General features: G+C 72.8%; 12 protein-coding genes and 1 pseudogene. 5 read left to right on the top strand and 8 right to left on the bottom strand.

From position 1 onward, the window contains the following. Window positions 1–62 precede the first annotated feature (62 nt). A complete protein-coding gene (locus IE136_RS08835) occupies window positions 63–560 on the bottom strand; it encodes a peptidylprolyl isomerase (protein ID WP_158992996.1) in 498 nt (165 codons plus the stop codon). 98 nt (window positions 561–658) lie between these two features. Then, window positions 659–883, bottom strand: a complete 225-nt coding sequence (locus IE136_RS08830; RefSeq protein WP_229818727.1) for a hypothetical protein — start codon at window positions 881–883, stop codon at window positions 659–661. Window positions 884–1,108: 225 nt separating this feature from the next. Here IE136_RS08830 and IE136_RS08825 point away from each other — a divergent pair, with 225 nt between their 5' ends. Further along, on the top strand, window positions 1,109–1,630 hold the full coding sequence (locus IE136_RS08825; protein WP_158992992.1) for an AMIN-like domain-containing (lipo)protein: 522 nt from the start codon (window positions 1,109–1,111) through the stop codon (window positions 1,628–1,630). A gap of 84 nt (window positions 1,631–1,714) precedes the next feature. Here the strand turns inward: IE136_RS08825 and IE136_RS08820 are convergent, their stop codons facing one another. The 3 genes from IE136_RS08820 to IE136_RS08810 all read right to left on the bottom strand — a co-directional run bounded on the left by IE136_RS08820 (window position 1,715) and on the right by IE136_RS08810 (window position 4,231). Next, window positions 1,715–2,215 (bottom strand): NUDIX domain-containing protein, encoded by a 501-nt coding sequence (locus IE136_RS08820; protein ID WP_158992990.1) that lies wholly within the window; start codon window positions 2,213–2,215, stop codon window positions 1,715–1,717. Between the two features lie 82 nt (window positions 2,216–2,297). Next, window positions 2,298–3,038: a response regulator gene (locus tag IE136_RS08815; RefSeq protein ID WP_189599997.1), complete on the bottom strand. Its 741-nt coding sequence runs from the start codon at window positions 3,036–3,038 to the stop codon at window positions 2,298–2,300. After that, window positions 3,035–4,231, bottom strand: coding sequence for a sensor histidine kinase (locus IE136_RS08810; RefSeq protein WP_189599996.1), 1,197 nt, complete (start codon window positions 4,229–4,231; stop codon window positions 3,035–3,037). Before IE136_RS08810 ends, IE136_RS08815 begins: the two co-directional genes overlap by 4 nt. A gap of 132 nt (window positions 4,232–4,363) precedes the next feature. Here IE136_RS08810 and IE136_RS08805 point away from each other — a divergent pair. Next, a pseudogene (locus tag IE136_RS08805) lies at window positions 4,364–4,894 on the top strand (ATP-binding cassette domain-containing protein); the annotation flags it as partial. A gap of 107 nt (window positions 4,895–5,001) precedes the next feature. Here the strand turns inward: IE136_RS08805 and IE136_RS08800 are convergent. The 3 genes from IE136_RS08800 to IE136_RS08790 form a co-directional block, all read right to left on the bottom strand. Then, entirely contained in the window at window positions 5,002–5,892 is an 891-nt protein-coding gene (locus IE136_RS08800; RefSeq protein WP_158992984.1) for a YhjD/YihY/BrkB family envelope integrity protein, read from the bottom strand. Between the two features lie 76 nt (window positions 5,893–5,968). Beyond that, the gene (locus tag IE136_RS08795) at window positions 5,969–6,346 is read right to left on the bottom strand and encodes a luciferase domain-containing protein (protein WP_229818726.1); all 378 of its coding nucleotides are present in this window, start codon (window positions 6,344–6,346) and stop codon (window positions 5,969–5,971) included. 147 nt (window positions 6,347–6,493) lie between these two features. Then, on the bottom strand, window positions 6,494–7,711 hold the full coding sequence (locus IE136_RS08790; RefSeq protein ID WP_229818725.1) for a PP2C family protein-serine/threonine phosphatase: 1,218 nt from the start codon (window positions 7,709–7,711) through the stop codon (window positions 6,494–6,496). Between the two features lie 288 nt (window positions 7,712–7,999). On the opposite strand from IE136_RS08790, the gene IE136_RS08785 reads away from it, so the two are divergent. From IE136_RS08785 to IE136_RS08775, 3 genes are all read left to right on the top strand, one after another. Then, a complete protein-coding gene (locus IE136_RS08785) occupies window positions 8,000–8,869 on the top strand; it encodes an AAA family ATPase (RefSeq protein ID WP_158992982.1) in 870 nt (289 codons plus the stop codon). Continuing rightward, on the top strand, window positions 8,866–10,272 hold the full coding sequence (locus IE136_RS08780) for a vWA domain-containing protein (protein ID WP_229818724.1): 1,407 nt from the start codon (window positions 8,866–8,868) through the stop codon (window positions 10,270–10,272). The genes IE136_RS08785 and IE136_RS08780 overlap by 4 nt, the downstream gene beginning before the upstream one ends. Before the next feature lie 205 nt (window positions 10,273–10,477). Further along, a complete protein-coding gene (locus IE136_RS08775; RefSeq protein ID WP_158992980.1) occupies window positions 10,478–11,626 on the top strand; it encodes a baeRF2 domain-containing protein in 1,149 nt (382 codons plus the stop codon). Window positions 11,627–11,643 lie beyond the last annotated feature (17 nt).

Below are 11,643 nucleotides of genomic sequence, written 5' to 3'. Positions count from 1 at the left end.
CGCCCGACCGCCCCCGGAGCAGGTTCGCGGGGGCGGTCGGGCGCTGATCGGGTGGTCGTGGCTCAGGCCTCGACGACGCCGGACGCGGCGACGGCGATCTTCGCGCTGGTCGCGCCGGAGCGGGAGCCGAGGGACTCGATCTTCTTGACCAGGTCCTGACCCTCGACGACCTCGCCGAAGACGACGTGCTTGCCGTCGAGCCAGTCGGTCACGATGGTGGTGATGAAGAACTGGGAGCCGTTGGTGTTGCGGCCCGCGTTCGCCATGGAGAGCAGGAACGGCCGGTCGTGCTTCAGCTGGAAGTTCTCGTCCTCGAACTTCTCGCCGTAGATGCTCTTGCCACCGGTGCCGTTGCCGTTGGTGAAGTCACCGCCCTGGAGCATGAACTGGGGGATGACGCGGTGGAACGGGGAGCCGGCGTAGCCGTAGCCGTGCTCGCCGGTGGCGAGCTCACGGAAGTTCCGGGCCGTCTTGGGGACGACGTCGTCGAACAGCTTGAAGACGATCCGGCCGGCGGGGGCGTCGTCAATGGTGATGTCGAAGTACACGTTGTTGCTCATGAGGACATCCTGTCATTCCTGATTCCGCGGCGCGCGCATGGGCTGCCTCTACGCGCCGGATCCCCGCGCCTCCGGGTGAGGCGCGGGGATCCGGGGCGTCAGGCCAGTCCTTCGATGTTCGGGGGCTGGAGGGCGCTTTCCGTCACGATCTGTCCGGCCTCCTCCGCGAGGGTGCCCAGCGCGGTGTCGTTCTGCAGGAGACCGGTGGTGCCGCCGCCGGTCGTGCCGTGATCCGCGGCGGTCGCGTGGGGCGGCGGGGTGACGAGGGCGGTGACGACGCCCGCGGCGAGGGAGGCGATGGCGAGCATGCTGCGCTTCTTCATGCCCTGGTCAACTGCCGAGGGGCGCGGGGGTTACGGTTTCGTTCCCGGGTGAACGGAACGAGCGGAGTGCGCGGTGGCGCGGCCGCGAACCCGGCCACGGAGTCGGCTCTCGCACTTCTGTAAATATCCCCCTATTCCCCGCCATACCCCTGCAACCGTATGGTTGTGCTGGATGTCTCTCTCAGTGACACCACTGCCCCCATCGCAGGAAAGAAGGGGGACGTCATGCTCCATCGTCAACGCCTCGCGGCCGTGGCCGCCGGCATTCTTCTGACCGCCGGGATCGGTGCCACGATCCCCGCCGACGCCGCCACGGAACGGCCCCGGGCGACGACCCAGCCCGCGACCGCGCTCATCGTCAACGCCCGCTGGGGCGGGCACTCCACGTTCGACCGGCTCGTCATCGACGTCCGGGGCCCCATGCCCCCGGTCACCGTGACCCCGGTCGGCGCCCTGCATCACGACGGCTCGGGCGAGAGGGTTCCGCTCGCCGGAAAGTACTTCCTGGAGATCAGGTTCTCCCCCGCCGCCGCCCACAACGAGTCCGGCCGGTCCGTCTACGAGGGACCCCGGCTCCTGAAGATCAATCTGCCCATGCTCAAGGGTGTCGCCCTGACCGGCGACTTCGAGGGTGTGGTGACCATCGGAGCGGCCTTCGACACCAAGCCCGCCTACAAGACCTTCACGCTCCACTCGCCCGAGCGCTTCGTGCTCGACATCGCCCATCCGGTCGGCTGCCGGGCCTGACCGCACGACACGGCGGCGGGGCCCGTGCCGGTACGGGCCCCGCCGCCTCCTCTGCCGGGCCCTCCCCTCCCGGGCCCGCGGCTCTCAGATGTCGGCGCCGGTCTCGACATACACCGTCGTGCCCGAGCGGCGGGCGCGGTCGATCTCAGCGAGCCGGGCGAAGTTCCGCGGGGTCATCTCGCGCTGCCATTCGGCGAGGGTGCGGACCTTGAACTCACTGTGCTCGTCGGGGTCGAGCACGATACGGGCGAGCTGATCGTCCGTCAGGATGCCGCCGTCGAAGATGAAACCGATGTGGTTGGCCGGCCACTCCTCGCCCCGGTGGGACACGAAGTGGGTGCCGAGGAGCCGCGGCTCACCCGTGAAGACGATTCCGGTCTCCTCGTGGCACTCCCTTACCGCCGTCTGCCAGGGCGTCTCCCCCGGGTCCATGTTGCCGCCCGGCCACTGCCACAGGTCGGTGTGGTAGGTGGCGCGCAGCTGGAAGGGCCGGCCGTCGGTGTCGGTGAAGTACAGGCAGGCGTACGCCGTCGCCCTCGGCAGCGTCGCGATGTACTCGGCGGGCGGCAGCCAGGTGTTCGCCATGAGGCAGCTCTCTTTCGACGGACCGGTGGATCGCCTCCATCCAACCGGTCTTGCCGCCCTCTTCCGCCACCCCGGGGCCACGTCACCGGATCGTGTGATCATGACGGGCCCGGGGGACCGTCGCCGGTCGGCCGGGCGGTCCGGCCGGTCGGTCCACGGTCACCAGACCCGTCTCGTACGCGATGATGACGAGCTGCACCCGGTCGCGGGCGTCGAGTTTGGCCAGCAGCCGGGTCACGTAGGTCTTGGCGGTGGCGACGCTGATGGAGAGCCGTTCGGCGATCTCGGTGTTGGACAGGCCGCCGCCGATGAGTGTGAGCACCTCGCGCTCCCTTTCGGTGACGGCGGTCAGTTCGCGCCGTGGCGTGCCCGGCGCCGACCGGCCGGCGAGGTCCTTGATGAGGCGGCGGGTGACGCTCGGCGCGATGAGGGCGTCTCCCGCGGCGACGACGCGGATCGCCGCGAGGATCTCGTCGAGGCCCATGTCCTTGACGAGGAAGCCGCTCGCCCCGGCGCGCAGCGCCCCGTAGACGTGGTCGTCGTCGTCGAACGTGGTGAGGACGAGGACGCGGCTGGGGCCGGGCTCCGCCGTGATCGTGCGGGTGGCCTCGATGCCGTCCGTCCCGGGCATGCGGAGGTCCATCACGATCACGTCGGGGCGCAGGGACGCGGCCAGCTCGACCGCCTCCGCGCCGTTACCCGCCTCGCCGACGACTTCGAGGTCGGGGACCTCGGCGATGACCATCCGCAGGGCGGTGCGGACGAGGGGCTGGTCGTCGGTGAGGACGACCCGCACGGCGGGGGCGGCGGTTCGGCCGGTCATCGGGCTCCTGTCGGTACGGGAAGGCGGGCGGTCACTCGGAAGCCGCCTTCGGGGCGTGGTGCGGCGGAGAACTCGCCGTGCAGCAGGGCGACCCGCTCGCGCATGCCGACGAGGCCGTATCCGCCGCCCGCGCCGGCGTCGGCACCCAGCCCGTCGTCGACGATCTCGATGCTCAGCTCGTCCTCACGGCGGTCGACGGTCACCCGGCAGGAGGCGGCGCCGGCATGCCGTACGACGTTGGTGACCGACTCCTGGATGATGCGGAACGCCGAGAGCTCGATGTCCGGCGGCAGCGGGTGGTGATCGCCCTGCCACTCCACGTCGACGCGGACCCCGGCGGCCGTCGTCGCGGCGGCCAGCGCCTCGACGTCCGCGAGCGCGGCCGTGGCTTCCAGGGTCGAGCCGTCCGGCCGCTCGTGTTCGCGCAGGGCCCCGAGCATGCGGCGCAGCCCTGCCAGCGTCTCCCGGCTCGCACTCTCCACCGCGATCATCGCCTCGCGCGCGCCGGCCGGCTGGGTGTCGACGACCCGCGCCGCGGCGCCGGCCTGGAGGGCGATGACACCGATGCTGTGGGCGACCATGTCGTGCATCTCGCGGGCGATCCGCAGCCGTTCGTCGGTGACGGCCTGCTCCGCGGCTTGGGCTCGTGCCTGTTCGGCGTGCGCGCGGGCCTGCAGGGCCGCGTCGCCGATCAGCCAGGCGATGACGGTCGTCAGGGCGACGGCCAGCTCGGCCGAGGTGCCGACCTCCCAGCCGAACGCCAGCCGGGTGGCCAGGAAGCCGACGAGCACGCCGAGCGAGGTGACGAGGGCCTTGATCCCCGTGCGGCGCGGCCCGTTGGCGGCGATGACGTACAGCGCCACGTCGACGGCGAGGAACTGGGCGAGCGGGATCTCTCCCACGCTCAGCGGGACGGTCGCCAGGACCGAGGCGGTCAGCAGCAGACCGAGCGCGTTCGCCGGGCGGGCGAGCAGGCGCCGGCTTCCGATCAGCACCAGGGCGGTGGCGAGGGCGAGGAACGTCAGGCCGTCCCACCGGAGGTACACGACTCCGGCCGTGACGGCGGGGCGGTCCTCGCCGGGCAGTTGCGTGCGGATGAGGAAGGTGAAGACGGCACCCGCGCACCAGGCGAGTACGGTCCAGCCGCCGGGTGGCACCTTCTTGAGCAGCGGAAGCGTGGGGGTGGCGGGCATGCGGTGAGGGTATCGGCGGGGGGCGGGAGGGACATCGGACCGAGGTCGTACACCCTGGGGTGACAGCCGGCGGTCAGAGTGTCCTTCGTGGTCCGATGCCCGGCCGGGGGCGCCGACGGCACCGTGGTGCCCGTGACCGAAGTCGGGGAACTCACCAAGCGCTACGGCGCCACGGCCGCCGTCCACGGGCTCACCTTCCGGTGCGACCGGGCCGGGTCACCGGATTCCCCGGTCCGAACGGCGCGGGCAAGAGCACCACGCTCCGGATGATCACGGGCCTGCACGCGCCGACGAGCGGCTCGACCACGGTCTGTGGAAGACCCTTCCGGGACCGAGAGCGCGGTCTGCGTACGTGGGTGCGCTCCTCCACGCGGGCGACGTCCACGGCGGACGCGCCGCCCGGGCGCATCTGGGCGTGCCGGCCCGGAGCGACCGCATCCCGCTCGCCCGGTCGAGGCGGTCCTCGATGAGGTCGGGCCGACCGGTGCGGCCCGGCGCCGTGTCGCCGGGTTCTCGCGCGGGATGCGCCGGCGGCTCGGGATCGCCACCGCGCTGCTCGGCGATCCGCCGGTGTTCCTTCTCGACGAGCCGCTCAACAGGCTCGCCCCGGAGGGGGTGAAGTGGGTGCGGGGACTGTTCCGGCGGCTGGCGGAGGAGGGCCGAGGTCGCCCACGCCCGGCCGTACCGCGCCTGGTCACGGCTGGTGCAGGCCGGACCGTACGAGGCCGCCGGTCCCGGGACGTGTCTTGTCTCTCGTCCTCGGCCTCGCCCTAGCCGAAGTCCCGGTCCTCGGGCGGCAGCTCGGCGGGCAGGCGGTCGATGCGGCGCCGGAGCAGGTGCTCGTGGACCAGGCGTCCGACCAGGGCGGCGCCGTAGACCACGAAACCGACGCCGACCAGCCAGGACTGCAGGACGAGGACCGTCCCGAACTGGCCGTAGGTCACCGCGTTGGAGGCGATCAGTGGGGAGAAGACGAACTGGGAGAAGATCCGCAGCCCCAAGAGCCCCAGGGCCGTGCAGACGGCGCCCGGGACCAGGGCGCGCCAGCGGATGCGGCCGCAGAGGAGGAAGCGCTGGGACCACCAGAAGAAGAGGAAGGTCCCGACGACGTCCCCCGCCGCGACGAGGGACGTCACCAAGGCGGAGGAGTTGACCGGCGGGGGGTTGGCGACGAAGAGGAGGAGCGCGGCGACGAGCACGGCGAGCCAGACGACGTGCCGCCACATGGTGTGCCAGCGGGCGGTGGGCAGGTCCCACGCCCGTTCGTACCCGGTCTGCACGGCGGACCCGAAGGTGACCCCGAACGCGGCGAGCGCGGCGAGACCGAAGGCGGTGGTCCGCTGCAGCGCCTGCCCCGGCCTGCCGAAAAGCTGTTCCACCTCCTCCTGTGAGACCTCGGAGACGCCGAGGCCCTGCACCAGCCATCGGGCGAAGCCCTGACCGCTCGCCAGGTCGGCGGCCGCGACGACGATGAGGAGCGGGACGAGGGTGAGGAGGCTGAGCGCGGCGAAGCCCATCGCACGGTGCATCAGTTCCATCTCGCGCCCGCGGTACCAGGCGAGCCCCAGGACCGAGGTCACGACGGCCCGATGGAGCCGGTGGAACCAGTGACCGTGTTCGGCTGGGGCACCGTCGCGCGGTGCACCGGAAGTGGAGGGCATGCCACGGGGAGTACCCGCAGGGAGCCGGGACACCTCCGGCATGCCGCCGAACGGGCGGTCTCTCCGCTCCTCGCGGTCAGCGGCCGGGGGTGAGGCACATGCGGGTGCAACCGTCCGGCGTCGGGTCGGACGGGGCGGCCAGACCTCGGCCGGCGGCCTGGAGCGCCGCACTGACCAGGGTCGCCAGAAGGTCGATGTCCGAGCCCATGTCCAGACGGACCGTCACCCACCCCGAACCGGCGCGCAGTCGCACGGCGCTGGACCCGAGCAGGGCGGGCCGTAGCTTCGCGATCATGGCGCGGGTCAGATGGACGTCGGCTTCGTGGTCACCGTGGAAGTGGACGATGTCGTGGGTCGTGGTGCCCAGGCCGAGTTCGGCGCCGCAGTGGGCGCGTCCGGCGATCAGCGAGGGCCAGCTCATCAGGCGTTCACCGGCGTGCCTGGCGGTGTTCATACCTGGAGCGTGCCTGGGGGCGGCGCCCCTGCACAAGCGTCCTGCCGAAAGAATCGCGCCGAGGCGTGAAATAGCCGCTCGGTGGTGACACGAGGGGGCGCCCGAAGCCTCGAACGCGCCCTCTGGGGTGAATTGCTCGGAGCGGTGTCACTGAGGGGTGTGGCGCTCGCGGATACGGGCAGCGAGGACGGCGACGTCGTCCTCCGCGTGGTGGGCGTCAAGACGCCGGAGCACCTCCGCGACGACCCGCTCGGGACCGGAGCCGGCGGGAAGGCGCAGCGTGGAGAGGCGCGCGAGAGAGACGTCGATGTCCTCGCCGCGCCGCTCCACCAGGCCGTCGGTGAAGAGCAGCAGCGTGTCGGAGGGGGACAGGGTCCGGGTCACGGGTTCGTATCCGGCGACGCCCGTGCCCAGCGGCGGGCCGACCGACACCTCCACGAGCTCGGCGGCCCCGTCCGCCGCGAAGATCACGGGTGGCAGGTGCCCGGCGCTGGCGAGGGTGGCGGCGCCGCGCGCGGGGTCGACCTGGATCAGCAGACAGGTCGCCGGGCGCATGGTGCCGTGCTCCGCGACGACGGCGTCCAGCTGACGCAGGACGCGGTGCGGCGGCAGATCCGTGGAGGCCACGTCCCGCAGCGCCGAGCGGTACGCGTTCATGTCGACGGCCGCGTCGAGGCCGTGCCCCATCACGTCCCCGACGACCAGGAGACTCCGGCCGAAGTGAAGGCGTACGGTCTCGAACCAGTCGCCGCCGACCAGCGTTCCGGCGCCGGCGGGCAGGTAACGGCCGGCGATCTCCAGATTGGGGTGCGGCCTGCCCGGTTCCGCCACGAGGGCCTGTTGCAGGTGGTAGGCGGTCCGCTCGGTCGCGGCGAGGCTCCGGGCGTGGGCGAGGTGCGCGGCGGCGAGCCGCGCCACGTCCTGGACCATGCCCGTCTCGTGATCCGCGACGCCCGAGGGTCCGCCACTCGCGGCGCTCGTGAGGCGCACGGCGGTCACGACACCGAGGACGCGGCCCTGCCACTCCAGCGGAGCCCGCACCACGCGCACGGGGCGTCCGTCCGTCTCCGTGTCCGGGTAGGCGCGGCCGGGCCCGTCCTCCCGCCTCGGCTCCATGTGGTCGACGAGCCCCGATGCCCCGGCCACGGCGGCGCGCACCCAGGCGGCACCCTCCTCCGGCCGGACGTCCACGGCCACCGCGTCGTACCCGTGCCGGCGGAGGAACGCGGCCAGGTCCTCGCAGACGGCCCGCTCGTCGAGGCGCGCGCCGATCTCCCCGATCGCGTCGGCCACGGCACGCAGCCGGGCCAGCGACCCGACCCGCTCCACCAGCGGGGAGGCCGGCGTCTCCGCTCGCTCCGACAAGACACCTCCACCGCCGCGACGGGCCCCGAGCAGCGCACACCTCTCATTGGACCAGCGGCCCGGCGCGCCCGCGCGCCCGCGCCGACCGGACCCGGTGTCACTTTCCGTAACCTTATAGCCATGGATGCTCGGTTCTCGCCCGGCCTGCCGCGCGAGAACGTCGCCGACGGGCTCGTGATGTTGGCCGCAATCGCCGTCGGGGCGGTTGTGCGGTCAGGCCGGAGCTGATCGAGTACACCGGTGACTACCGGCCAGTACGACAAGCGCCGCTCCGGGGGAGAACAACCGATGACGACCGGGTACTTCACCTCCGTCGACGACGTCGCCGAGCGCCTCGCCGCGACGGGATATCTGGCCTCGCCCGCCGTCGCCACCACCGTCTTCCTCGCCGACCGGCTCGGCAAGCCGCTGCTCGTCGAAGGCCCGGCCGGGGTCGGCAAGACCGAACTGGCCAAGGCCGTCGCCCGCGTCGCGGACGCCCGCCTGATCCGCCTCCAGTGCTACGAGGGCGTCGACGAGTCGCGCGCCCTGTACGAGTGGAACCACGCCAAACAGCTGCTGCGCATCACCGCGGGCCGCGAGGAGTCCTGGGACGAGACGCGGACGGACATCTTCGGAGAGGAGTTCCTGCTCTCCCGGCCGCTCCTCACCGCGATCCGCTCCGCAGACCCGACCGTGCTCCTGATCGACGAGACCGACAAGGCCGACGTCGAGGTGGAGGGGCTGCTCCTCGAAGTACTGAGCGACTTCCAGGTCACCGTGCCCGAACTCGGCACCATCACCGCCACCCGTCGCCCTTTCGTCGTCCTCACCTCCAACGCGAGCCGCGAACTGTCCGAGGCGCTGCGCCGCCGCTGCCTCTTCCTCCACATCGGCTTCCCCGAGGAGGAGCTCGAGCGCCGGATCCTCACGATGCGGGTGCCGGGCCTGGACGAGGCCCTGGCCGCGTCCCTCGTGCGGGTGGTCGGTGCGCTGCGGGCGATGGACCTGCGCAAGGTCCCCTCCGTCGCGGAGACGATCGACTGGGCCCGAACGCTGCTCGCACTGGGCGCCGGCACGCTGGACGAGACGGTGGTGCGCGACAGTCTCGGCGTGATCCTCAAGCACCAGGACGACATCCTGAAGGCGGCGGCCAAGCTCGACCTGGACGCGGTGTGACGACACCGTCGGCGGAGGTGACCGCGGCGGGAGTGACCGACCGGCTCACCGGCCTGGTCCGGGCGCTGCGCGCGCACGGGTTCGGCATCGGGACCGGCGAGAGCGTGGACGCGGGCCGTGCCCTTGAGGCCGTGGGGTTCGCCGACCGGGAGCGGATGCGGGAGGCCCTCGCCGCCACGCTCCTGCACCAGGAGGGGCAACGCGCGCTCTTCGACCGGGTCTTCGACCTGTACTTCCCCGCGAGCGCCGGCCCGGTGGCGGACGAGACCGCGGGTCAGGCCGACACTGCCGCGCTGCGCGAGCGGCTGGCCGCCGCGCTCGCCGCCGACGACCGGTCGGCGCTGGCCCGGCTCGCGGGCGAGGCGGTGGGCAGCCTCGGCGGTTACGGCTCCTCGCCGGGGTCGGACGGCTGGTCCTCGTACCAGACCCTCGCCCGGCTCCGTCCCGAGACGCTGCTCGCCCGGGTGCGGGCCATGCTCCGGGACGCGTCCGCGCTGGAAGACGCGGGCTCCCAGGCTCCCGCGTTCACCGACCGGCTGACGGACGACGAGATCCGGCGGCGCATCGAGGCGTTCCGCGAGCAGGTCCGCACCGAGGCGCGCGTGCGGGTCGCCGAGCGGCAGGGCAGGGACCGGGTCGCACGCCGCGCGGTGGGCGGTGCGGCGGACAGTGTCGACTTCCTCCTCGCCGGCCGGGCCCAGTTGGACGAGCTGCGGCGGACCGTGCACCCGCTGGCGCGCAAGCTCGCGACCCGTCTCGCCGCCCGGCGCCGCCGCGCGGCGCGCGGCCGGATCGATCTGCGCAGGACCCTGCGCGGTTCGCTGTCGACCGGCGGTGTGCCGATGCGGCCGGTGCTGAGGCGCCGTCGTCCCGGGCGGCCGGAGCTGGTGCTGCTGTGCGACGTGTCCGGGTCGGTCGCCGGCTTCGCGAACTTCACGATGCTGCTGGTCCAGGCGCTGCACGACCAGTTCAGCCGGGTCCGGGTCTTCGCCTTCGTCAACCGGACAGACGAGGTGACCGACCTGATCGCCCGGGGCTCCTCCGACCCGGCGGGCCTGGGCGCCCGCATTCTCGCGGAGGCGGAGCTGACCGGCTGGCACGGACAGAGCGACTACGGGAGCGCGCTGGGCGAGTTCGTCGAACGGTACGTGGACGCCGTCGGCCCGCGCACCGCCGTCTTCATCCTCGGTGACGCCCGTACGAACATGACCGACCCCAATCTTCCGGCAGTGAGGCTGATCAGGGACCGGGCCCGCCGGGTCCACTGGCTCAACCCCGAGCAGCCCTCCTTGTGGTCGACGGGTGACTCGGCGGCGCTCGCCTACGCCGAACTGGTCGACATGCGCCCGTGCCGCAACGCGCGTCAGCTCGGCGAGCTGATCGGCCGCCTGCTGCCCGTCTGAGGCGCGTGCCCGTCCGAGCCGCGGTGTCCCGGCACGGCTCAGCGGGCACCGCCGGAGCGTCCGCTCCCAGGGCGGTTTCAGCCGGGGCGCGAGGGGCAGCCGCGAGGTCGAGGACGGGCGGCGCGAGTCTCGGAACCTTTCACGACCAGGGCGGACGCCGTCCGTGCACCGGAGGTACTCGGCACCCACGCGTCTGGGAGACGTCATGGAACTCGGATTCCTCAAACCGCTCTTCACCCGGCCGGGCCCTTGGGCCTCGGTCTACATCGAGACCACGCGCGCGACAGAGGACGGGGCCAAGGTCCAGCAGCTCCGGGAGCGCTCCATCGCGGGCCAGCTCATCGACGCGGGCGCCGACGCCTACACCACCAGAGCGGTGATGGAGCGGCTGTCCCATGAGCCGGTCTCCGGCACGCCACCCGGCCGGGCGCTCTTCGCCGCCGGCGCCGAGGTCGTCCTCGACGTCCCGCTGGCCGTGGCCCCGCCCGCGGGCGAGGCCCGTTGGTCGAACCTTCCGCACGTGGCGCCACTGCCGGCCCTGCGAGGCGACGAGCCTACGTGCCTGGTGGCGTACATCGACCGTACGGGCGCCGACATGGAGCTGCGTGAGGCGTTCCGCCGCGAGCAGGTGGGCCAGGCGCAGGGCAAGGAGTGGCAGGGCCGCGGCCACCGCAGCATCCCCGAGGACCGGTACGAATGGCACTACCGCAACAAGGTCGAGAACAGCTGGAACGAGACCGCCGGCGCCATCGCGGGCGAGCTGGCCCGGCGGTGGCCGGAGAGCGGCGCCGATCTTCTGGTGCTGACCGGTGACCCGCGCGAGCGCAAAGCCGTGTACGGCCGTCTCCCCGAGCAGATCCAGACCGTGACCGTGGAGGCGGAGAACGGCAGCCGGTCCCCCGGCGCGTCGACTGCGGCGCTCGACCGGGAGATCGACCGGCTCCGCGAGGAATTCACGCAGAACCGGCTGCGCAGGGCGCTCGAGCGGTTCCAGATGGGACGCGGCAAGCCGGGTGCGCACCGCGCCTCCACCGTCGACACGGGCCCCGGGGAGGCGGCAGAGGGGATCCCGGCCGTGGTCGACGCCGCGCGCAACCACCAGGTGGCGACCCTGCTGCTGGCGCAGGACGCCTCCGACGGCGGGCGTCCGGTCTGGATCGGCCCAGGTGTGGACGACATCGCCGTGCAGCGCGGCGAGGCTCGGGCGATGGGCGTTCCCCGTCCCGAGCAGGCACGCGCGGACGACGCGGTGCTGCGGGCGGCCGCGGCGGCCGACTCCGAGGTGCTCGTGGTGCCCGACGGGATGCGGGGGCCCGCGGGCGGACTGGGCGCGGTGCTGCGCTGGTCGATGTGAGGCGCGCGGCCCTCGGG

Origin of the sequence: Streptomyces lateritius, from assembly GCF_014649715.1 — a bacterium.
Lineage (GTDB): Bacteria > Actinomycetota > Actinomycetes > Streptomycetales > Streptomycetaceae > Streptomyces > Streptomyces lateritius.
This window is presented reverse-complemented; position numbering and strand designations above follow the sequence as displayed.

Bases quoted from the DNA above. Each gene is read 5' to 3' on its own strand.
- IE136_RS08835 (WP_158992996.1), bottom strand. From the start codon at position 560: ATGAGCAACAACGTGTACTTCGACATCACCATTGACGACGCCCCCGCC.
- IE136_RS08830 (WP_229818727.1), bottom strand. From the start codon at position 883: ATGAAGAAGCGCAGCATGCTCGCCATCGCCTCCCTCGCCGCGGGCGTC.
- IE136_RS08825 (WP_158992992.1), top strand. From the start codon at position 1,109: ATGCTCCATCGTCAACGCCTCGCGGCCGTGGCCGCCGGCATTCTTCTG.
- IE136_RS08820 (WP_158992990.1), bottom strand. From the start codon at position 2,215: ATGGCGAACACCTGGCTGCCGCCCGCCGAGTACATCGCGACGCTGCCG.
- IE136_RS08815 (WP_189599997.1), bottom strand. From the start codon at position 3,038: ATGACCGGCCGAACCGCCGCCCCCGCCGTGCGGGTCGTCCTCACCGAC.
- IE136_RS08810 (WP_189599996.1), bottom strand. From the start codon at position 4,231: ATGCCCGCCACCCCCACGCTTCCGCTGCTCAAGAAGGTGCCACCCGGC.
- IE136_RS08800 (WP_158992984.1), bottom strand. From the start codon at position 5,892: ATGCCCTCCACTTCCGGTGCACCGCGCGACGGTGCCCCAGCCGAACAC.
- IE136_RS08795 (WP_229818726.1), bottom strand. From the start codon at position 6,346: ATGAACACCGCCAGGCACGCCGGTGAACGCCTGATGAGCTGGCCCTCG.
- IE136_RS08785 (WP_158992982.1), top strand. From the start codon at position 8,000: ATGACGACCGGGTACTTCACCTCCGTCGACGACGTCGCCGAGCGCCTC.
- IE136_RS08775 (WP_158992980.1), top strand. From the start codon at position 10,478: ATGGAACTCGGATTCCTCAAACCGCTCTTCACCCGGCCGGGCCCTTGG.